Origin of the sequence: Planctobacterium marinum (genome assembly GCF_036322805.1) — a bacterium.
Classification (GTDB): Bacteria; Pseudomonadota; Gammaproteobacteria; order Enterobacterales; family Alteromonadaceae; genus Planctobacterium; species Planctobacterium marinum_A.
In genome coordinates this window covers 1,576,769-1,599,193 of sequence record NZ_AP027272.1, presented here as the reverse complement: position 1 = coordinate 1,599,193, position 22,425 = coordinate 1,576,769, and the positions used below count along the sequence as shown (strand labels likewise).

At 43.1% G+C, this 22,425-nt stretch carries 17 protein-coding genes; 4 read left to right on the top strand and 13 right to left on the bottom strand.

Going from position 1 to position 22,425, the window contains the following annotated elements; genetic code table 11:
• Positions 1 to 99: 99 nt before the first annotated feature.
• From AABA75_RS07135 to AABA75_RS07115, 5 genes are all read right to left on the bottom strand, one after another.
• Positions 100 to 2,580, bottom strand: coding sequence for an ABC transporter permease (locus AABA75_RS07135; protein WP_338291891.1), 2,481 nt, complete (start codon positions 2,578 to 2,580; stop codon positions 100 to 102).
• Positions 2,573 to 3,337 carry an ABC transporter ATP-binding protein gene (locus AABA75_RS07130; protein WP_338291890.1) on the bottom strand — a complete coding sequence of 255 codons (765 nt, stop codon included), beginning with the start codon at positions 3,335 to 3,337 and terminating at the stop codon, positions 2,573 to 2,575. The genes AABA75_RS07135 and AABA75_RS07130 overlap by 8 nt, the downstream gene beginning before the upstream one ends.
• 112 nt (positions 3,338 to 3,449) lie before the next feature.
• Entirely contained in the window at positions 3,450 to 3,689 is a 240-nt protein-coding gene (locus tag AABA75_RS07125) for a TIGR02647 family protein (protein ID WP_338291888.1), read from the bottom strand.
• A 96-nt stretch (positions 3,690 to 3,785) separates the two neighbouring features.
• The gene (locus tag AABA75_RS07120) at positions 3,786 to 4,748 is read right to left on the bottom strand and encodes a Gfo/Idh/MocA family protein (RefSeq protein ID WP_338291887.1); all 963 of its coding nucleotides are present in this window, start codon (positions 4,746 to 4,748) and stop codon (positions 3,786 to 3,788) included.
• 47 nt (positions 4,749 to 4,795) lie between these two features.
• Complete coding sequence (locus tag AABA75_RS07115; protein WP_338291885.1) at positions 4,796 to 5,626, bottom strand: CPBP family intramembrane glutamic endopeptidase; 831 nt, start codon at positions 5,624 to 5,626, stop codon at positions 4,796 to 4,798.
• Between the two features lie 214 nt (positions 5,627 to 5,840).
• Between AABA75_RS07115 and AABA75_RS07110 the strand changes: the two genes are divergently transcribed.
• Together AABA75_RS07110 and AABA75_RS07105 are read left to right on the top strand one after the other, a co-directional pair.
• Positions 5,841 to 7,337, top strand: a complete 1,497-nt coding sequence (locus AABA75_RS07110) for a winged helix-turn-helix domain-containing protein (protein WP_338291884.1) — start codon at positions 5,841 to 5,843, stop codon at positions 7,335 to 7,337.
• Between the two features lie 351 nt (positions 7,338 to 7,688).
• Positions 7,689 to 8,309, top strand: a complete 621-nt coding sequence (locus AABA75_RS07105) for a hypothetical protein (protein ID WP_338291883.1) — start codon at positions 7,689 to 7,691, stop codon at positions 8,307 to 8,309.
• A gap of 14 nt (positions 8,310 to 8,323) precedes the next feature.
• Here AABA75_RS07105 and AABA75_RS07100 read toward each other — a convergent pair whose 3' ends face one another.
• The 6 genes from AABA75_RS07100 to AABA75_RS07075 all read right to left on the bottom strand — a co-directional run bounded on the left by AABA75_RS07100 (position 8,324) and on the right by AABA75_RS07075 (position 14,992).
• The gene (locus tag AABA75_RS07100) at positions 8,324 to 8,671 is read right to left on the bottom strand and encodes a Rap1a/Tai family immunity protein (RefSeq protein WP_338291881.1); all 348 of its coding nucleotides are present in this window, start codon (positions 8,669 to 8,671) and stop codon (positions 8,324 to 8,326) included.
• A gap of 162 nt (positions 8,672 to 8,833) precedes the next feature.
• Complete coding sequence (locus AABA75_RS07095) at positions 8,834 to 11,068, bottom strand: response regulator (RefSeq protein ID WP_338291879.1); 2,235 nt, start codon at positions 11,066 to 11,068, stop codon at positions 8,834 to 8,836.
• A gap of 541 nt (positions 11,069 to 11,609) precedes the next feature.
• Positions 11,610 to 12,110 carry a hypothetical protein gene (locus AABA75_RS07090; protein ID WP_338291877.1) on the bottom strand — a complete coding sequence of 167 codons (501 nt, stop codon included), beginning with the start codon at positions 12,108 to 12,110 and terminating at the stop codon, positions 11,610 to 11,612.
• An 18-nt stretch (positions 12,111 to 12,128) separates the two neighbouring features.
• Positions 12,129 to 13,166, bottom strand: coding sequence for a hypothetical protein (locus AABA75_RS07085; protein WP_338291875.1), 1,038 nt, complete (start codon positions 13,164 to 13,166; stop codon positions 12,129 to 12,131).
• Between the two features lie 11 nt (positions 13,167 to 13,177).
• Entirely contained in the window at positions 13,178 to 14,581 is a 1,404-nt protein-coding gene (locus tag AABA75_RS07080; RefSeq protein WP_338291873.1) for a hypothetical protein, read from the bottom strand.
• Positions 14,582 to 14,644: 63 nt separating this feature from the next.
• Positions 14,645 to 14,992, bottom strand: coding sequence for a hypothetical protein (locus AABA75_RS07075; protein WP_338291871.1), 348 nt, complete (start codon positions 14,990 to 14,992; stop codon positions 14,645 to 14,647).
• Positions 14,993 to 15,269: 277 nt separating this feature from the next.
• Here AABA75_RS07075 and AABA75_RS07070 point away from each other — a divergent pair, with 277 nt between their 5' ends.
• Positions 15,270 to 16,559, top strand: a complete 1,290-nt coding sequence (locus tag AABA75_RS07070) for a TRAFs-binding domain-containing protein (RefSeq protein ID WP_338291870.1) — start codon at positions 15,270 to 15,272, stop codon at positions 16,557 to 16,559.
• Between the two features lie 3 nt (positions 16,560 to 16,562).
• The gene (locus tag AABA75_RS07065) at positions 16,563 to 17,477 is read left to right on the top strand and encodes a hypothetical protein (protein WP_338291869.1); all 915 of its coding nucleotides are present in this window, start codon (positions 16,563 to 16,565) and stop codon (positions 17,475 to 17,477) included.
• 44 nt (positions 17,478 to 17,521) lie between these two features.
• On the opposite strand, the gene AABA75_RS07060 is transcribed toward AABA75_RS07065, so the two are convergent.
• Together AABA75_RS07060 and AABA75_RS07055 are read right to left on the bottom strand one after the other, a co-directional pair.
• Positions 17,522 to 20,650, bottom strand: coding sequence for a toll/interleukin-1 receptor domain-containing protein (locus AABA75_RS07060; RefSeq protein WP_338291868.1), 3,129 nt, complete (start codon positions 20,648 to 20,650; stop codon positions 17,522 to 17,524).
• A gap of 242 nt (positions 20,651 to 20,892) precedes the next feature.
• Positions 20,893 to 22,218: a hypothetical protein gene (locus tag AABA75_RS07055; RefSeq protein ID WP_338291867.1), complete on the bottom strand. Its 1,326-nt coding sequence runs from the start codon at positions 22,216 to 22,218 to the stop codon at positions 20,893 to 20,895.
• Positions 22,219 to 22,425 lie beyond the last annotated feature (207 nt).

The window sequence follows — 22,425 nt, the reverse complement described above, 5'->3', positions numbered from 1 at the left end:
AAATCCAATGGCTCTATCTGTAAAAAAGTGTACAACATTGTATTCGGTGATTTCCGTATCACCTTTCAAACAAGCGGTGCGAAAACATGTTTCTGCGCTTTAATCCAACATTAACTCCCTGACAGAACTGGACAAACTGCGTTTACTGGCCATCAGCCCAAGGCTCACTACAAAAGCAACCATGGCCATAAGCGTTAACAGCAACCAACTTATATCTGGCTGCCAGGGCATAGAGAACTGCGACTGATAAATCAAGCTTCCCGCAAGCCAGGTGCCCAGTATTGCCCCGCAAGCCGCAATACTGCCCGTCACTATCCACTCAATTAATGTCAGTTTTAAACAAGTATTGCGGGCAAAACCAAAGCTCTGTATCACCCCATTTTTCTTGCGCTCGTCCGCCTCCAGTGCATGAATAGTGGCCAAAATAACAATGGCAGACAGCAGCAATATCAGCGAGGCGAAGGTAGCCACCACTTGTGTCACCATTTTCAGAATTGAGTCAAAACGTTCAGTCAATTCCTGTAGAGAAACCATGCGCAGCGAAGGGTGCAATTGCCACAGAGCAGATAACTGTTCGAACTGCGCCTCCTGCAGCTCCAGGCTGGCCATGTGGTATTGCGGTGCCGCAATATGAGCCATGGCACTCTGTGGCATCTGCACCCAAAAAGTAATGGAGCCGGCTCCGGGTTTGAAAGCGTGACTGGCCACTATGGTAAAATCATAAGCGTTGTCAGCGACGACTAAACGCAAACGATCACCAATATTTAAACCTAAGTCGGTGAGGACTTCATCTTCTACCGAAACCTGTTGCCAGTCAGTGCTGTCGGCTGACCACCACTGCCCTGCCACAATTCGATTGTTCTCGGGTATCGACTGTGTCCAATGCAAACGGATAGATTGTTTTAATACCGCCAGGCTTTCACTAGGGGTTTGAGTAAACTCGTCCAGATCCAGGCCATTGATTTCAATAAGTTTGGCATGCAGGTAAGGCTTGTTTTGTCGAACCTGAATACCTTGTTCTTGCGTCCACTTTAACACGTCCTGCATCTGCGCTTCGCTCGCTTGCGACACTAACAAGTTGCCATCATGCTGGCGTTGGTAAGATGACAAACTGCTGCCGAAATCACGCAATAACATCAAGGTAAATAACAACAAAAACGCGCACAAACCAACACCTAATATCTGGGTACATTTACTCAGCAGGCGCTGTTTCATCATGTAAAGGGCGAACGGCATCAAACCAGAGAAGTTACGGGTCACAGCTTCACCCGAGGTAAGCAATAACCAGCTTAGCGCTAAAATCAGCGCAATACTCACCGCCATGCTACCCAGCACCATGAAGGTTAAGAGCATATTGTCGGAATAATAAATTGCCACAGCAGACAGAATCAACAGCGCGCAAAGCCACATAGTGCCTTGATGTAACTTTTTAGTTTTGTTGTGGATCAGGTTCATAATGGCGGATTGTTTCAAGGCTAACCAGACGGGCAACTGAAACACCAAGAATACTGCCGTCACCGCAATAAGGCTGGTGAACGACAACATGATATTTAGCTGCCATTGCAATTGAGGAAACGTCTCGCTTAACAGGTTAATAGCCAGCCAGTGACACAAGGTAGACAGCAATAGCACCAGCGGAAAAATCGAAAGGCATTGCAAGCTCCACTTCAACATCGATATCCCCAAAGACATAGCGCGGTTTGCTCCAAAACTTTGGCATACCGCAGTGAAAAACAGCTCCTTACGCATCTGGACACGGGTTAGCTGTTGCATGGCAATAGCTGCCATGAAAAACAAAATAATGGAGGCAAGGCCAATAAAGTTTTCCGTGCGTTTCCAGAACAGCGCCAGCGGATGCGCCCCCTGCTTATGGTGCACACCGGCAGCTGGTATAACTGATTTTTGCCAATTTATAATGGCGTCTATCTGGGATTTATCAGCCGCCACCAGATAGCGGTGTTCAATAATATCAACAGCAAAGCCCATGACATTAAAATCCATGGGGTTAACCATGGCCCGCATCTGCACATTATGCCCTTCCATTAACCTGTCGGGTTCGTGAACCAGTACGCGAGTTACCTGCAGTACTTTGTTGGCAATGCTAATCCTGTCACCAATTTGGGCAGATAGTCCTGCCAATAAGCGGGAATCCAGCCAGATTTCGCCCTGTTTCGGGACACCACTATGAGCATAAGCTTTTGATTTTAAATCATCAGCCAGCAACAGCTCACCTTGCAGTGGATACCCCTGGGCTGCGGTTTTCAGCTTAACACTTTGCCACTGATTGTTATTGGTCAGCGTAGTAGACAAGCTCCTGGTTAATACAATCTGTTGTGACATTGCCCTCAGACTTTGTAACTCATCAGAATTTAATTCTCGCCTTTCCTGCAACACTAAGTCAGCGCCTAACAGGTTGTTGAGATTGTCTGTAAGAAAACCCTGAATGGAGTTACTCACCAGACTCAAAGTGACGATTAGTGTCATCAGCAACACCTGAATCAAGCGCATAAATCGTTGCTGGTTTTGACGCTTTTCTTCGCGATAAACCTGCCATGCGAGGCTGACTACCTGACTAAGCATAGTGTCTCTCCCCTTGCTGGCTTCCCTTGTTATGGTTTTCCTTGTTTTGATTCTCCTTCCCGTGACTTTTTTCAACCTCAGATGAATGCCACTCAAAAGGTTTAACAGGTAAGCTGAGGCTGAATTCAGCCTGCGTCGCTAATCTTTCGCTGTGGGTAACGATCACCAAACCGGCGCCGTTTTCACTGCAGCTTGATAATAACAACTGACTGATTTCAGCGGCAGATCCGGGATCTAAGTTGCCGGTGGGTTCATCGGCAAAAATAAACTCTGGATTGAATACCAGCGCTCTGGCAATGGCGACTCTCTGCTGTTCACCGCCGCTCAGCTGTGAGGGTTTATGCTGCATCCGATCTTCCAGACCTACTTTTTCTAACCAATAGCGGGCTTTGTCTAAGGCGCCTTTATGGCCCCGCAGTTTCAAGGGTAAGGCGACATTATTTAGGGCATTTAGTTCAGGTAACAAATGGAACTGTTGAAAAATAAAGCCGATTTTGTCACGGATTTGAGGCAATGGAATGGTGCCATTTGCGTCCTGATACTGACAATTGCCTGTTGTGGGCTCACACAATCCTGACATTAAGGTCAACAAACTGGATTTACCCGAGCCCGATGGACCCGTGATAGCGTATGAGTGCCCTTGCTGGATACTCAAATTCACATCGCTAAATAGGGTGATTTTTTTATCGTTACTCAAAAACGATTGACTGACATTGCTCAATTCAATGCGATTAGACAGGATTTTTGCAACAGACATAATGGCTACTCCATGGTGAAGATAGCAGCAACATTAACAAGCAGTCTGTGAAACGGATGTGAAAGACAGAATCAGTTGCGCGCCAAAGTATGGCGTGCAACTGGTGATAAGATTAATGACCTTTTAGCGCAGTAATAAGCGTGGTGGCATGTTCTTGTAAATCATGCCCAAGGTGAGTGAGATAACCGCCATCGGCTTGAGTAATAATGCCTTTTTGAAACAAGCGGCTCGCTGCATCCACCATAGCCGGGTCGGCATCATGATGAATTTTGAGTCCCTGATCCAGGCTCTGATTTGGAAATTTGAGCAACAACTCCAGTTCGTCTTTCATTTCAGGCGTTATTTGATTCATTCACACTCTCATTGGCTTTTGTAGGGTTCAAATTCAGTGTAGTGCAAATTGCTATCGAAACGCCACTAAAAATGTAGTTCACAGACTCACTCTGGATTAAAAGGCAGTCAGAATACGCTGAATGTCTCTTTGAAAAGCTAACGAATCCTCATGTGATACCACCTGAGACTCAGAACATTCAGCGAGGATACTATCCACGGTGTGCTGAATTTGAAATTCAAACCCAGTACCTTTGCGCTCATCAACAAAGGTCTCAATGCATTCATCACCGTTAAACAGCTTTGCGCTAGATGCGCACCAGAAATCAGGTATTGCTACATATCCCTCAGTTCCCAAAATAAACGCGTAATTGGGTAATTTGTATTCGAAGCTAGAACCTAAAATACTGAGCCTGTCACCGTAATCCAATATGGCTTTGATAGTTTTATCTGCGCCATTTTCAGCCCGTTTCCCGGTTATCTGCCAATTGAGTGGCTCATCGTGGTTAAACAATCGATTCAACGCCACCGGATAAATCCCCATATCAAAGGTACATCCACCCGCAAGCTCAACATTCCACTCACGTTTTTCTGGTCCATATTCAATGGGAAAACCAAAATCGGCTTGAATCTCCTTGAGCTCACCAATGCGCCCTTCCCTCACCCACTGCTGTGCTTTTTGTATGGCTGGCAAAAACCAGGTCCACATGGCTTCCATCAAAAACAATCCTTTTTGTTTAGCCAATTGAGTCAACTCTTCGCCCTGCTCAGGGGATACCACAAAAGGTTTTTCACACAGTACGTGTTTACCCGCAAGCAGCGCTTTGCGGGTTTGTTCATAGTGTAAGGTATGGGGCGTGGAGATATAGATAACATCAATATCAGGGTCGGCATACAGCGCATCGTAACCTTCGTATGCCTTTTCAATAGCGTATTTTTCAGCAAAGGCTTGGGCATTGTTCAAAGACCTCGCAGCTACCGCCGAAATCACGGAGTTGTTTACCAGCGGCATGTCCTTAGCAAAGGTATTTGTTATGCGCCCCGCCCCCAGCAAACCCCAACGTACTGTTTTATTACTCACTTACTCGCCCCAATATAGCCACTTTCTCTCTATTGTTACCACGCGTATCAGCTATAAGACAAGGAGTTGAGGCTGCTTTTTACACCAAAAGTCTCTTTGTCAGCGGCGCGTTTAAGCAATAGCAAAGCCGGGACTGTGGTGGCAATGAAAATCACCGACGTAAAGACGAGATATAGTGTGATTGATACCGGCTCTTCCGCATAATCAACGATAAAAGCGCGGTTCAGACTTCCCGAAGCATTGATCATGGCGTGCAATAACACCGCGGGCCAAACAGTGCGACTAAACGCGACGATACCTGCAAAGGAAATGCCCAGAAAGGTGGCGTAAAGCACTTGCATAACTACCGCCATACTCCAGCCATTGAGCAGGTTTAATAAGTGTAATGCCCCAAAGATGACCGCTTGCGCAATCGCCGCTTTAACTAAGCCATTACTTTTATTTGCCCAGGCTCTGGCGAGGATAAAAAACACCAAGGCACGCATCATGATTTCTTCAAATACTCCTGCTGCGAGATGATCCAGAGCCCACATGGGTATTTGAGCAAATGCTATCGACAATTCCGACCAGCGCACGATTGAAAAGTTTAAAGCCATCACCACCAACATCGTTAATGAAACAACGAACCAGTGCTTGTGCCAGTCGCGCATCGGGTTACTGACACCTGACGTCCGCAATCCCCCCAGGCGCCCCAGTAAAACAACCATTAAACTGGCAGCGGCAAAGCGGGTAAAAATACTGATATTACTGGCTGAAGTTTCTGCCATAAAATTGGATAGCAATAGCGCGCCGAGCTGCGCTGACAACACGAATGCTAATACCAGAATTAAAGATAAAAAAACGGGATAGGACATTGAAAGTCGATTGATTAGTTGCATAGTTACTCTCTGCTACAGTTATTTTTTACCAGCCTGAAGCAAAGCATTGGAGACTGACACAATAAAAATCTATAAATTTAAAAACTTACTTATCCAATTGTTATTAATAGCTTTTTCTTTGATTTAAAAATGATTGATAGAATTTTATAGAAGGTAAACTAAGACGATTGGGTTACACTAACCCCGGTTTCAAAACGACAAGAATTAATATTTGGTGAGCCAGATTTTTTTAACTGCCGATTATCGGATAGATCCTGTTGCTGGCACGGTGACAGACTCAGAAGGACAGGAGTGTAAGATCCGTCCACGCACCTTCCAGTTGTTGCTTCTTTTACTTTCCCGGCCAAAACAAAATTTCAGCAAGCAAGACATCATGGCTCAGGTATGGTCAGACGTTGTGGTGGGTGAACATGTGGTATTCCAATCCATAAAGGAAATACGACAAGTATTTGAGCCTGCGGAAGTGATTAAAACCGTACCGAAACAAGGTTACACCTGGATTCACGATGTGCAGGAGCTAGAAGCCTCATCTGGTACAAAATCACAAAGCGATACATCTAGCACGGGTAAAAAGGCGCTGGTGCTGTCACTAAGTGGACTCTGTTTAGCGCTGATTTTTGCTCTGATTTGGGTGACCCAACTACCCCAGCAAAAACTCTCGGGATCATTGGTGATATTGCCTGTGAATGACAACATCAAAGATGCCGATCATCACTGGGTAAAACTTGGCGCAATGGACCAACTCATTCAGCAACTGGCCTCGGGTGAGCATACTGGCGTTCTACATACAGATTACGTGCTGGAAATCATGGAGCGCGCCAATACGCCACTGCAAGGTTATAGTTCTGATGATATTGCCAACATATTTACCGTATCTGGTGCCAGCCTTATAGTGGAAACCACACTTATGGGTGTGCCGCAAGACTATAAGTTGCTCTATACCCTGTTTCGCCAAACCAGCATTAAAAAGGGGGTGGTGTTCGCCAAGTCAATTCCTGCTGCACTAGAAAAACTCGCGAACATCATCGCGCATCAAAGTGGTTTGAATATCAATCCCTTGCCCGCTGATTATGGGTCAGGATTCTCCAATGAGATAATCGCCAACGCCCTGTTGGCTCAGGAAAACAACGATATCGAGAGTACGATTAAACTCCTGGAAGCCGTGGTTGCCAAGGAAAAGTCTAACCTCACGGCCAAACGTCTTCTGATAGAGAAGTTGATGCAACAAGGCGAGATAGAACGCGCAGGTGAATTGCTGCAAGATGCTTTCAAGCAACTCAAGGCCCTAGATAAACCTAATCGAGAGCAGGTCCGCATCAGCTTTTTTGCAGCTGTCAATGAAATACAAAAGATGAACATCTCCTCTGCAGAAACACTACTGGATAAAACTGAAATCCTGGCGACAGATTTAAACGAATGGCTATACCTGGGTTACATCGCAGAAACTCGCGGCAAGGTTGCCCAACATCTGGGGCAATATCAAAGAGCTGAGCAGTTTTTTCAGCAAGCCATAAGTTATCATCAGGTGCTTCATTGCCCCTACGGTGAAAGCAACGGTTTGTTGAATTTGTCGATACTGGCGGATGAGCAAGGACTTGAGCGAAAAGCGCAAGCGTTCCTGAACGAGGCCCTTACTAAAACGAGACAACATCAACTTATCCAAGTGGAAAAGCGTGTACAGGACTGGCAACGGCAACTTGCAGCAAAATAAGTAACGAGGGTTATAGTTTCCCTCTTGCAGGAGTGAGTGTTTATTCAGAATTCAATGTCTAACTGAAGTGCAGTATTTACCGCTTATTACGCTTTCTGTGGTATCGCTGATTGTTTTTGAATCCCACCCAAGCACCAAGGAGTATTGCCACACCAATTGGCCAACGATAAGAACAAAGCATGCAATCTGGATTGTGTAATTCGATATAGGCAGAAACGCCGATTGCAATGAATGCGAAGAAACCAGCCATTAATACTGCGCTGAATATACCCGTAATCAATTCGGTTTTGATAGTTCTGCTCCCAGCGACTAGTTTTAAGTTATACATAATACTTTGAGACTATGGTACTGATGACAAATGAGCAATACCCCTATTTGCTTGTTCCACTTGTGATAGCGTTTTTTTTATTTCTTGCCTACAAGTATAAACTGAACCGTGGAAAACAGCTTTCTGTGTTCGCAAAACACCATAATTTTCAGGTTTTGACCATTGAAAATATCCCCTTCGAAGCGCAATCACTAGAGGAATTTAACCAATACGCACAAAAAAAGTTAGGTGAGATGATCTCGCAAGACTTTAATCCAGAATGGCTAAAAGCATCGAGGTATTTTGAATCAATTCATCTTGAGTCAGTATTAACTCGTCACGAGAAACATCAGCAAATTTGCCTATTGGAAGTTCACGCGACATTCGATTTCAAGGGCGAACTGCCCGATATTAGACCAGAGCATCGCTTTGATAGTTGGGATGGCAATATACTACTGCTTCGATGTCATCAGAAAAAATTCGACAAAACTTCAATATCACTTGGGGATTGGAGGCTCTTTTTTTACCAAGACCGTGTATTGATATTCAGGTTCGACAACCTCAAGCTAAAAGCTTTGTGGCCAATGGGGAAACTAAAGGCCCTCATAAATGAGGCGCTTTCCCTCGCTGAAAGTCGTTATGGGGAAGCTTCCGCCCCCCAATGACAAAACACCTCAATTTATTCCCCAGAACAGGGAAACGACTTCTCCAATGCTCTTACCGCAATCGCTCGTTTCATCAATTTAATATTGAGTGGATGATTTTGGTCAATATAGTCAATGATTGCCGTAGCTAACTCTCTCTTTGTTGTGCTTTTGGGTAAACAAAACCCTTTGTTAACCTTATGAAACAATTGATAATAAGTGCCAACGGCCAGCATTCCGCCGAGATAATTATGACATGCATTAGCCGCCACAGTATCTTTACTACTGTCCTCATCAGATTTTAAAAATTCCCCACATTCTTGATACAACTCAGCCGCTTTTTCTTCTTCAGCAATTGCGCTGGTGTTAACAATAAAGAACAAGAAAGTCAGCAACATGGGTAGTTTATTTGCTATACACATAGGTTAATTCAAACGTTTAATTTAGGTATTAATATAGTAGCTCAACCAGAACTAGCAGCATTGAGACTTTAATACTTGTTGGAGTTCAGCGAGCAATTTACTCTAAACCTGTTACTCACAGCATCACGTCAGCCACCGGGAAAGCGCCTTGTGTAGGGTTTCCTGGTTAAAAGGTTTGCTGATGTAATCGTTCATCCCCACAGCAAAGCACTTGTCTTTATCGCCATCCATAGCGTGCGCAGTCATAGCAATAATGGGAATTTCCCGATACTCCTCTCCTGCCTCGCCAGCACGGATCCGTTTGGTTGCCTCATAACCGTCCATAACTGGCATCTGGCAATCCATCAGAATATGGGTGTAAGGTGTTTCAGCCATTGCCAACAACATGTCCAACGCTTCAGCTCCATTGAGTGCGGTATCACAAGATAAGTGCAACTCTTTGAGTTGCTCGGTTGCGATGGTTTGGTTTATCTCGTTATCTTCCACCAGTAACAGCTTATTGCTTTGCCAGTTGCGCGGCAGAGCAGTTTCTTGGTGCAATGATGTATCTGGCATTGTTGTCGGCGTTAGCATATCCAGCAAAGCTTTTTGCAGCACGGGTGATAAAGCTGGCTTGGTCAGGAAGCGTTCAAAGTCACCGCTCACCGTCCTTTTTGCCAGCTCGGGATCAGAATTTGATGACAACATCAGTAATTTAATGTGACGCAAATCCTCACGTGCCTTAATGGCTTTGCCCAATTGCTCACCATTAATCTGTGGCATTTGCATATCTAAAATCGCCAGTTCCAGCGCTTGTTTGTGCTGTTGCAGCACTTGCATGGCAGCCTTGGCTGAATCTGCCAATAATACATTCAGCCCCCAAAGGTTGAGCTGGTGCAACAAAATTTCGCGATTGGTGGCGTTATCATCCACCACCAAAATGTGTTTTCCTTGTAACTGCGATATGTCAGCTAAAACAGTATGTTCACTGACGTTTTGAGATGGCTGTGCCACCGGAATAACGATGCTAAAGCAGCTTCCCTCACCGGGTGTACTGCTAACACCGATGCTGCCACTTAATAATTCACACAAGTTTTTAGAGATGGACAGGCCCAACCCCGTGCCCCCGTAGGTGCGTGTAGTGGAGGTATCGGCTTGTTGAAACGAGGTGAACATATCTTGTAACTTCGAAGGCTCAATGCCGATGCCCGTATCTTTGATGCTGCAATTGAAAAACAACTGTCCATCCCTGGATTCGGTAGAGGCAGAAACCAGCACTTCGCCTTGCGTTGTGAACTTGATGGCGTTGCCCACCAGGTTAATGAGGATTTGACGTAATCGGGTGGGATCAGAAACCACATCGTTGACTTGAATCTCGGTAGAATCCACCAAAAACTCCAGGCCTTTCTCTTGTGCCAGGCCAGACATGAAACCGGCTACCTCTTCCAGCAACTGATTGAGGCTGCAATCCACTTTTTCGATTTGCAGTTTACCCGCTTCAATTTTGGAAAAGTCCAAAATATCGTTGATGATAGACAGCAAACTGGTGCCAGATTTATAGGCCAGATCTAGTTTGCTTCTCTGCTCAGCATTTAAATCGGAATGGCCAAGAATCTCCAGCATGCCCAAAATGCCATTCATGGGCGTTCTGATCTCATGGCTCATGTTGGCTAAAAACTCGCTTTTGGCCATGCTCGCCTGCGTTGCCTCTTCAGCCAAAGACTTTGCCGACTGTTCTGCCGTAATCAAACGGTGTTCGAATTGGCGTAACGCCATATAGGCCAGAGATAGATAAAAAACGGCATTCATAATATTGCCCACCAGGTAGCCAATAGGCAGGTACCAATCAACATTAATGGCGATGGGAAACGACAGCCAATGCACGGCATAAAGCAACAACAAGAAAGGTAAAAACTTAAGTGCCGTATCAAACCATTCTGGTATGTGCTGTTTTATATAATGACTCATGAACAGTAAACACAGTGCCTGACTCAGGCCAAACCAGGCTGCATATGCGGTGGGACTAGCCAACACCGAATTAAGCAGCACAATGCCTGTTACAGTAACGATACAGAAAATTTTCAAATTGCGCACAACGCCGGGTTTAGCCGTACCGGTGAACAAATAGAATAACCCCAAAATTAAAAAGAACTTTTCAGCTACCAGCAGGACACCATACACTGTTTGCACAACGCTTGATGGCAGCCAATCGGAAAAGATATACAGATCAATGCGCGCCAAAAGAATAAGTACGCTGGCAAAAAACCAATACCTGGCCTGCATCTGTGATTTAGAAAGGCGTACCACCCATAAAAACAATGCGGCTAACAGTGCATAAGCGGTAATACCAACGATATTGATGGCGTCGAATGTCACCATAATGCCAGCCACGCTGAAGGAATATAGCTCTGATTATCTGGCTTGTTTAAAAACAAAGCCCCCGCTATTTTAAGAGGAGAAAAGGAGATGCTGTCGTCAGTTGGCTGTTCTTTCATTCAATTTTGGCAATGTTCAAAACTATGATTGTTGTTTTTATTGTCACCGATAAGGAATTTAGTCAGCCGGAGGCATACATATGGATCTGGTTATCAAATCTCCCCATCTTTAACAACTTTAGTGCGAACGGGAAAATTTTACCAGCAGATGACAGCTAAGTGATGACCGCTGAACCTGTCCGATTATGCAGCCTCGGATAGCCGGTTTAGAATATCATTAGAAATCCCATTGCAATATAGTTACTGATGACAAGTACATCATACACTCTCACGCTGTGTTTGAACCTTTCATAAATACAGGCCTTTGAAAATAAACTAAGCGATGCCAAACAACTCAATAAACTAGTTGTTTACGCCGGTACTAACCAAGGCTTGCGCGGTGCCAGAGACGAGGCGATTAAGCTATAATTAATTGTCATTATCGACTACCACATCCCAAAACAGGGGGATTTCGACTTCATTGAGGTAAAAAAGTCGTCTAACTCATCAGTCGGAGGCTCGAATCTCCACCAGACTCCTTTCGATGGATTGCTTTGTTGCCAGCGATAAAATAAATCATGGTTAGTGTATTTGTAATAAGTGCGAATATGTAGCATGGGATAATCACCATATACGCAGAGTACTTCACTCACTAGTGGTAATTCAAGCGTGATTGGCTCAGCTCTGTTCGCCAACGAAACACGGCAAAAAATCCCCTTAAAGTCTACTGTGGCAAGGTAATCTTCATATCCGCACTCCAGCAAATCAGCATGGCCGTCGCCATTAACATCTAATCCGGATGATTGATAGTCAATGATTATAGTGCTTGAGGCATCTTGCGACTCCTCCTGGCTCTGCAACGTATAGCCCTGTTCTGAGGAGTGGGAAAAGTGACAGAAAAACAGGGTTCCGGTGAAACAAAGATACTTCAATTGTCGTCTATTCATGGCTAAAAAATCATTTCCTCAATCTCTGACAAGTTCCAGTTGCCAGTCAAACTTGATCGTTTCGTATTCTCCCCACCAGCTGCAATCTTCAATACACAAATCAAAACGCAATTGGCCATTTGTCATTTGTTCTAAGCCTGTAATTTCATTGACGCCTTTAGAGGATTGCCCGCCCCTTTCAAACAAATACCAATTTCCTTTATGTCGCCATAAAACATAAGAAAACGCATTGTAAGGATTACCTTGTCTCTTTAAGCTCACAAAACGGTCTTCACCATTAGCAAAAACTCGGTTATCAGCGTAATGCAAGGTATCAAGTGTTCTAGTTAGCAAATCATTAACCTTGGCACCATCCGCCGTTAACCTGGCAATTTCGAATAAACGCTTTTGACCAGAATCCGTGGTTAAAAGAATTTGCTGTTTTATCAACGAGATTTCATTCAGATACACTTGCCATTTATCAAGCAAAAGCTGATCGCCATACCATTGGTGGATATTACAGCGTGCAAATGAATTGAATTGCGATGTACGGCTCTGGCCCGTTTCCGCTCCTAACGCAGTCAGAGGAAGCGTTTTTTCTTGTATAACGTCAACAGCATCAGACGAATCGGTATCCTGAGGATCATTCAGAGCTTGCCAATCAATGATATCCATCCGGCGCACTGCATCACCATCATCTACGATAGCGCTTTGCACAGTGCCATCGAGACGATAAAACCCATAAGAAAACACAAATACTGGCAGGTTTTGTTTTTCACTACGACACACACCAGAGAGACTGAGCTGCATGCCAGTCTCGCGGTAAAGCTCTTGATCATTTTTATATAAAGCTATCTCACCATACCATTCATATGAGATATCCGGGTGGCCCATCATGGCATAATCAATGCGATAGATGTGCTCATCCACTAACAAGGTATGACTATAGACAGGTATCATTGAAGACGCTTGGCTATGAGCTGTCAGCCAAACACACAAAAATATCCCCAAAAAGCGTTTTTTAAACACGAGGTTTTCCTGTCCAAAGGCTCGCAGAATGTGTTTTCTCTTACTCATGAACAGCTCAGTTACTTATTGCCGTCAGCAGATTTTTCAAAAGATGCCAACATAGCTTCAAGTTCCAAAACTTGTTGTTGGAGATGAGATTCTGAGGACAGTTCTTCAGCAACCAGCTTTAATGGTCGCCAGTTTCCGGTAAGCTCCAAAATACGGGCTGCATAGCTCATATTAATCGTCCCTAGCAGTGTATCTATGCCGATTTTGAGCGTTAACAGTCTGGTCTCATCCGAGCTGTCCGAATCGAACATTTTTCTCTGCAAATGCTCATCCAACCATTTGCTGACAAGATATTGCACCTCAGGAGAAAAGTTTTCGAAGTGCAGTAACAATTCGCTTTCCAACCTGAAAGCCATGAGATGCGCCAGAGACATTTCAGTAAGAATTTGTTCACTGCTTGTAACAGGTATCTCGGCAGATAAGTTAAGCAAGACACTGAGCTGCAGCGCGGTATTTTGCGAAAGCAGATCAGGATTTTCGCGAGCGCAATCTTGCCAAATTGCGTAGGCATTAGTTTTCCCGCTACTCTCTGTTAATAAACGGTTAAGCCTGTTGGCAATGCGATATGCAGCGGGTTGACGATAGTCGGCAATACGTCGGCAAAAAATCTGAGTTGCCGCAATGCTGATGGTCAGTAACTGCCCTTTGCTTAGCAGCTTGTTGCGATAAAACCACTGCAGTTGCAACAGTCCGATATCAAACGCCTGTGCCTCAACCATCGTCTTCAAGTAGTTTGTGAGCAATCTATCCTTTGCGGCCACATCATTGCTTATAAAAGCTTCGAAGAGCAGCAGCGACTGCGCAACAGGTACGCTCTTTATATCTGAATATTGCCAATTTCTGGCGCTGATTTGTTTTTGATACCATGCCATCAAACGCACTTGAAGATGCTTATCCAGTGTCAAAATCTTCTTCAGATTACGATTAAACTGTGTCTGATGTTCTGCAAAAGACCAATTCAATACAGCCAACAGACTCGGCATAAATAGCAGCTCATATGCTTGGTTAAATTGCTTGTTTGGCGCCTCTGTCAATTTGGCTACAGCCAACAGGGAGAGAAAAGCATCATCAGCCCCCTTTAACTCCAAGAGTGACAGAATTTGCTCAGTATATTCCTGCAGTTGATCATGTTCGGTACGCTGTATCCAGACTAATTGCTGAATAAAATCGACATGCTCCTTTCTTCCAAAATCAGTGGCGCAGGATTTGAGGATGTCGTTCATCGTTACTTTTTTCTGATGCGCTTCATACAGCAATTCTATCGCCTGCAACATAGAAGATTGATCTATCGCTTTGTTATGTCTCACCTGTGATGCAGAAGAAAGTACGCTAAACAACTTACAATCCTCAGTTGCAATCACCGCTTGGGATATCATTAATAAAAAAAGGGAAAAGCTTGGTGTAAAATACTTCATTGGTGTTTCCTGGTGTTGCCAGATGGCGAAAATCACGGTTTTTGGCGGTATTAGCCATGGCAATTAACAATAAATCTCGCCAAATCCACTTCTAAAAGTGCGGCCATTAACAGGTTTTGCTCTGACAGTAATTGTTGCACCAGGTCTTAAGTGTCTCTTTCCTCCAACACTGTAATTATGTCCCCATGAGTCATGCCCTTTAACCCTCATTTCACAACGCGCTGGAAATTTGTTGTAGTTTGTAAAGTTGCATATGGCCACGTAGGCTTCGACAAAACAATCAGCAGCAATCCCATCCACCTGGAATTGACCAGACACAAACCCGTTTGCATGGACTTGTTGCATCGCACCTACAATTGAGGTCGTTAAAAGTGCGCTGGCGATAATGATTTTTTTGAATGTGTTTTTCATGTTGCTATCCTCTGATTTGTGTTTACGTCTTGCTCTTAAGGCAGACACAGAATACCGAGAACCAACAAGACTTAATGTGAATATTCACTTTTTACAATTAAAAAACACCAAACCAATGAATTAACAAGGAGCTCATCATCATAGGACAATATTTCTTTTTATGTTGGACCTGCGGGGCACCAGGGGTTAGCATATTTAAGATGTGAATTTTCACATTTGTCACCACATAGCGCAGCTAGCATTGCTCAATTGCTACAATTAAAGGAAATGTCTCACAATGGTAACCACACTTCTTATATTGCATTCAGAAAATGACACTGAACAAGCAACCCAGTTGAGTGCAATGCTTGAGTGCAAACTGCAAAATGCCGTCGTTATCACTGAACTGATGTCAGACTCTAACGACATTCAGATTAAACATGCTGACGACCTGATCCTGTTAAATCAGAACCTGACTCCAGCGCTGGCCAGGCTGGTAGGTGAAAGACAAAAACTGCCGGGTACCTCTACCCTTTCAATAACAGGCAATAGCGCTACTTCTCTTAGCTCCTCGGCCAATGAATCAAGTTTTGAGGTGAATGAAAGCAATCTCATCAATTGGTTTGTGCAAAGCGACAATTCCAATAGTCGGTATGATGTCGACAGGTTAATTGGCAAATGGGACCTTGACCTGTTATCACACCTGAAAACCGATATTTTTATTCGTGACACAAACAGAACAAACCCACTGGCGGAGCCTTTGCGCGCAGCGGTTGCAGAAAACGACAACGCTAAAGTGCAATCCATTTTTCAGTCAGTTTCAGATATCAACCAGTTAAAATTAGAAGACATTCTGGATCTTTATCTTTCCCTCAGAGCCTTCAAGCTGTACGAAGAAATGCAGCTCATGTACGAAAGTTTACACCCCGTGCTGCAAAACAAAGATCTATTCAAGGAACAATACGTTTTTGCCAGTAACCGCTTAAGTAACTCTGCTCGCGCAAAAGCGGCACTGATAAAACACCTGGAGTCAATTGCGAGTCCAACAGCAGAGACGAAAGCACTGGGTGGCCGCATCTATAAAGACTGCTGGCATCTGGCATCGAAGAACAAATCCGCCAGCAGCGCAAAACAATATCTTAATCTGGCGATTGACTGGTATCAGGCAGCCTGCCAGCTAGACACCCGTGATATGTATCCAGCCATCAACCTGGCTACGTTACTTAAGTGCCGGAATGCCCCCGGAGATATCGCACTGATGCGGGATGTACTGGACAATATTCGATATAACCTCAGAATGAGCACCACGGTTTTCGACCAACCCCAAGCAGACTCCTCACTGAAGCGGCAAGCCGACTACTGGGATTACGCCACCGTTTTTGAAATGTATGTATTGCGGGAACATGCAGATAACGTCTCGACTTTTAAAGCCAAGTTATTCAGTCTCGCCACTGAACAATGGATGCTGGCTACGACATTAAATAATTTAACCTTGATTGATGATTATTCATCCCGCAGCTCTGTATTTTTAACCAGCCTGATTGAAGAATTTCAACAGGATATTGACGCCAAATTTGCCCAGAGCTAAGTGATGAAAAGCGATATTTTTCAGCTTTCGAAGGAGCTTGCAGGCGCGAGAAATCCCGAAGACAAACTCAGATTAGCAGAGATATTACTCACTATTGCTAAGCGCGCTGGCGCAACACTGCCAAGAGAAAAGGCCCTGGAATACCTGCTGCCTCACACAAATTTATTTGCTAATTTTGATACGAGTTTTATCAATCGTATCGTTGAGACCTATGCTGACAAAATGGCGATTGTAATAGCAGAAAAGCCACGAAAAAATGCGCACCTCTCGATGCAAACAGATAACTGGGTCACCTTTGCCATCGTCGGGCGCTGTTATGCCATGAGCATTCGCGAGTACATAGGCGAAGACGCTGTCCCGGTAAACGAACTGGGTAAAGTAAAAACCACTGAGAGTAAACAACTGGTGGTGGACATCATCGATAATGGCAAACACTTTGGTGATGGCCTGCCCTACAACGATATTTATGAGGATTACGAAGATCAGGATTACCAGGTGAGCTACCTTACCGAGTCTTACGATCGACAAATACTGTGTATCCAGATTGAATCCCACACCTTTGACGACATCATCAATGAACAGCCATTAATAGCAAAACGTTCACTGGAAATGATGAAGCTGCGCTATCGCAAATCGCTGGAAAAACTGCAGCAATTCAGCCAGTTAGATGTATATCAAAGACTGCGCGCTTTTATGTATGAGGCCGCAACCGAACTGGACAACGGCACCTACAAACTAGACTGCAAAAACATCACTCAACAAACCATCGCTAACACCATCGGCTGCAACAGAACCATGGTTGCAAAAGAGCTAAAAGCCTTGGCAAAATTTGGCGAGGCCAATAATAACTATGGTATTCAGTTTGTGGATAAGCAGATTGTTTTTAAGGAGTTGCCCTACCAATCTGTCCGTGATTAGTTTGCGCCGCTTCGGCCCTATAACAGGCTTTTACTAAGTTCACTTTAAAGTTGCCTCTGCAACGCCTGAAGGTTTAGGGGCTTTTTGAAAGGTCTAAAGGATTCTAGTGAGTCAAGTTGATAATCAAATACTTTACCGTCATCACAAATCAATAATAGACCTTCATCACTTGAGAAAGCTCTATTAATCTTGGGGCACTGTTTTAAACTTATTTCTTGTTTCATTTGGAGTTTATGACGATCCCACATCCTTATTTCTTTATGGCCAATAGAAAACAAAACGCTCTTGTCTTGAATATCTATAATGTGTATTGCGTTATGTTTCGCTTCTCTCAGCACGTTACAATTTTCTATACTCAGTGACTCTAACTTTTGATTTTCATAAAGCACGTGTACAACCCTATTTGTCTCATCAAAAGAAACGTCAAGCACTCCTGCTTTTTTTGGCAATTTACATGGGCTCATGAAGTCATCAAGCTCGTGAATTTTAATCCAATCTGAAAACTCAAGAAGAAAAATCTTCTGTGAGATGCTTTTAAATGCATCAAATATAATATCTTCGGTGCTATCGTACTCTCCAATTAAGACAAACTCTTTATCTTTCTTCCAAGCTTTAATATTTCCAGACCAGTCAGAAACCCACATGTTTTCATTGGTTAATCCTAGGATTTCACCATAGCTTTTTAGTCTTTTTAAGTTATCAGGGTGAATCAATTTAAAATCATCTGTTGAATAAACTCGTACTTTTCTATCCCTCCCAGTGGTTGCCATTAGCCTATCATCGTCACTAAACGCAATTGCTTCCATTCGTTTATCGAACTTTAACTCAAATATCTTCTTTTCCACCCTATCAAAGATTGAGATATTCCCGCTTTTATCCTCGCCAAGCCAAGTAAGCACCACAAATCGACCTGTTTGACTTAAATTTAAATCGTCATGATCTAATAAACCAGGAAAAGCGATTGACTCTTTTTGAATTTGATAAGACTTTGTATCAAGGATGATATGTTCAAACGGCCCACTTTTGTTCGCTATAAGGATTTCATCACCCCTACCAGACAAACTGAACCTAAAGGCCTTAAAGTTCAAATTAGTAATCAGTGAACTCTTCTTTTCGTCTACTTTAACTTTAAATTGTTTTACAAGTTCAGAATTGTTGCCATAGACAAATATGGATTCATCAGATGGAGAAAAAGAAATTTTAGTATAAATATCGCCGATTTTAATTCTGTCCAAAAGAGCTCGGTTAATGGCGTCGTAGATATAAACGAAACCATCTTGTTTGATAGCTAGCTTAGTGCCGTCGTTCGACAAAACAAATGCTTCTGGGTATGAACGATTAGCCAGGCTAATCTCTGCATTAATGTTCCCAGATTTATCTATGAAGGTTAACCTCCCTTGCGAAACGGAAGCCGTTGCAATAAAACCATTCTTAGTTATCTTTAACGGTCCATCGGTCTCTAGACCCAGCTCTTTTATCAACTTTCCATCGTTTTCAACATCAATAAATACTAAGAACGATTTTTTCTTGCCTGCAATTTCAATATAGCGCTTACCAATGAGACTACCACCAGTTAACATAAATTTTTCGAGCGCTAAATCTGATAACTTTGAAATTTTGCGCGGGTTATCAAGTGGGGAAACAAATAGCCCATCTTGCTTGGTGGCGAAGATAAGTTTTCCATCATCTCCTATTGCAATCTCTGTTATACGACTTAGCTCTTCAAATATTACTGTATCAGGGGGGGTACTTCCTGTTAAGTCATAAACCAATATGGCTCCATTACCAGACATTGAAACAAAGTATCGCCCATCTCTACTTATAGTTGAGTAAAATAAATCCGTATCTAATAAGAACCGTTTTTTTTCTAAGAAAGGAAATGAATCAAACACAGATAAGTCTTCCAAGTTCAACACATAAATAAAATTATCAAAGAAAACAACTACAACCTTGTTAGTTAGAGTGGATACGAAAATATCTGTAATAAACATGTGATCACTAAAATTAGTTTGTTTTATTTTTTTGGCTTGAGTACTGTCCCATAGGATAATTTCATCAGAAGAGGGGGCAGTAATAATAATTCCACCTTTTTGCCCTACACTCAGCTTGTCGGTACCACTTTTATGTTTGTAAATAGCTTCTAGTTTATTGTTTTGATAAGCCGTAAAAAAAGGAGCAGTGTAACCAATTAATGGTCTTTTACCCCCTTCTCCTCCTGCGGTGTCAGGCAGCGCTTTTAAAGAAAAAAACAGGGCTGAATCATACTCTTCATTTTCGTTAAATTCTGCCGCCAATCGCATATTTGAAAAGCTTTCTGCAATTAAATTAGAGGTGTATAGCTTCTCAGTCTTCCACCAAAAGAATGATAAAAGACAGAGAAACACAAACGAAACTACTAATCCTGCTATTAATATTCGATTTCTTTTATTCGCCAGCTCCAAGCGATATTCTTGATCTCGCTCGGTTAATTCGCCCTTTGAAACCCCTAGAATCCCTGCCACTAATCCAAGAAAAGCACTGTGATGCTGCGCTCTATAGGCTTCTACCTGTTTATTGATTTCTGTGCTGGATAAGTTGGTGGTCTCTTTTAAGTGCCGTTTATAGGATAATGCATTTGGCCAGCCTTCACTGTGTTTGCCACCCTGTAAAATTCGAAAGTTGGCGGCAATGGGCTCTGCTTGTTTTGAGGTTTTTCCTTCCTTGTCGTATTCGTATTGTAATGGCCACGGAAAACACTCGTCTTCAACTTTGTACCCATAATTAAGCTTGCTTTCATCAAGGCTTACATTGGGTTCGCCGTCGATTATGGCCGCGATGATGCGGTCGGAATGTCCGAGCCGTTTAAAGTAATCGATTTCCTGGGCAACATATTTTGATTCGGCGGCACGCGGCGAGCAAAGTACCACTAAAAACGCACTTTCTTGCAAGGCTAATTCTATGGCACTGGCAAGATCGGCATGCGCCGGTAACTCCGCCTCATCACGAAACACCGGATAGATTCGATCAGGTATAATTTCACCGCGCTGGTTAATTGTCCCTACCAATTCTTCCGGTACTTGATAAGTTTCCAGTGCCTTATGCAACCAACTTGCCCATTGGCGATCCTGCTGCGCATTATCGGCATGACGATAACTAATAAAAGCTAAATATTTTTTGGATTCAGTCTGTGACATTACGATTATAAAGTTCTTATTGTTGCACCCAATACCTTGCCTTCGCACAGCAAAAGTTTTTCAATCAACCAAATTAAGCACGGCCCGGAAATCTATGCTAAATCAACCACAACACCAAGCCTGTGAATAATCACTGTTGGCTGCTTTATCTTCGGACTATCAGCGTACGATTAACTAAGCTTAATAAAGAAAACCGATATTACACCACCATTTTGTCAGCATACGTTGTTCAAAAAAAAGCATCATAGCTGATAACCACTCACAAAAACCTGGCTGGCAAGCTGAAACGCATCAGGTGTATGTTTTGTTGCCTCAATAAACACAAAACAGTCCGTTTCATAGAATAATCCTAGAGGATTGCTCTTTAGTGTATTCATGAAAAGTTGCTCTTCCTCTAGGTCTTTAAATTCATCTTTGAAGCACATTCTTAATGTATTGATAGTGCTTTCTGAAGGTGTCTGACCAAACAGTAACAAAACGTTTTGCAGTCTCTCTTTAGTCAGGGCTGCTTCGAGCTCCCATTGAATGTGATTACTGTCACCAATTAACATGACGACAGCAGAAGAGGAAGACAGCATTTTTGTCACTAATGCTTGCCATTTTTCATCAGTAGAAGGGATTTTAAAAAAGCCCGGGTTAGGCCCCTCAATACCCGGATTAGATATGGCAATGGTTTTACCAATTCGGCGCAACGGATACGCAATGGATTCTTCAATACTTTTGGTGGTACGAAAGGTTTTCTGAGTAAGTGGTGCATCGAGTTTAAAACTGCGCAGATAAACAACCAATGCACGTTTGTCCGAAATAAGATAGAGCCAATCAGTGAACACAGTAATTTTGTTGCACAACATCCTAAAAACGGAGACCAAAAACCAGGTTAAGAGCAATGTAGTACTCCAAAACAATAAGCTACCTAAAATTTCAATAAACGGAGCAACTTGCCATGTTTGCACCTCCTCAGCAAGACTTAAACGCCATCGAGCCGTAATGTATTCAGGTTTTAGCCAGAACATTCCCCAACCCAGGAATACGCCCAAAAAAGTGATGATGTAAAGGAGGTAATTAAAAGGACTTTTGTAAATCAAGTTTCCAGAAAAACTAGACAAGAGAACAGCAAAAAAATCGAAAACGTTAAAAGGAAAACGCAATTTTTTGAAACCCAAATCAGTTAAAATTTTGGGGTATTTATAAAACTGTACAACTGTTTTTCTGTGAAGATATGAAGATGCGGTCGCGGAAACAAACAAACTAAGAACAATGATATTGTCCAAGTATTCAGAAGCCAATTCATCACCGAAAACTAGAGAAACTACAATTTGTGAAGTTAAAGCCAATAATGCTCCCCAACCAGCTATCCGCCAAACTGCAATATATGTGACTAACGGCGTTTGCCATAACTTCATATGGAAAAAATCTCTTCTGGTTAAAAGTAATTTAACTTCTTCCCTGATAACCAGTAAACCGGCAAGAATTGCGATCAACAAGGCACTGATAAAACTGCCTGATACATAAAATAGCAGAGCGATCAGGCACACGAAAATATAAAAGAACTTAAGCACTTTGCTCATTTGTGATAAGTCCTTTTGCAGGGCTATCGCCTTATTTAGATTAATTTTTGTGATCATTTAAGGATATCAAGTCATCATTCAGAGTAACGTGTTACTAACCAAGCAAAAAGTACATTTTCGGTCGAAACTATCACGGTAAAAGGCTATTTCCAGAAAATACGATTGCTCGAAAAACACATGAAGCGCTACTTTTCATCAGCCCAATCT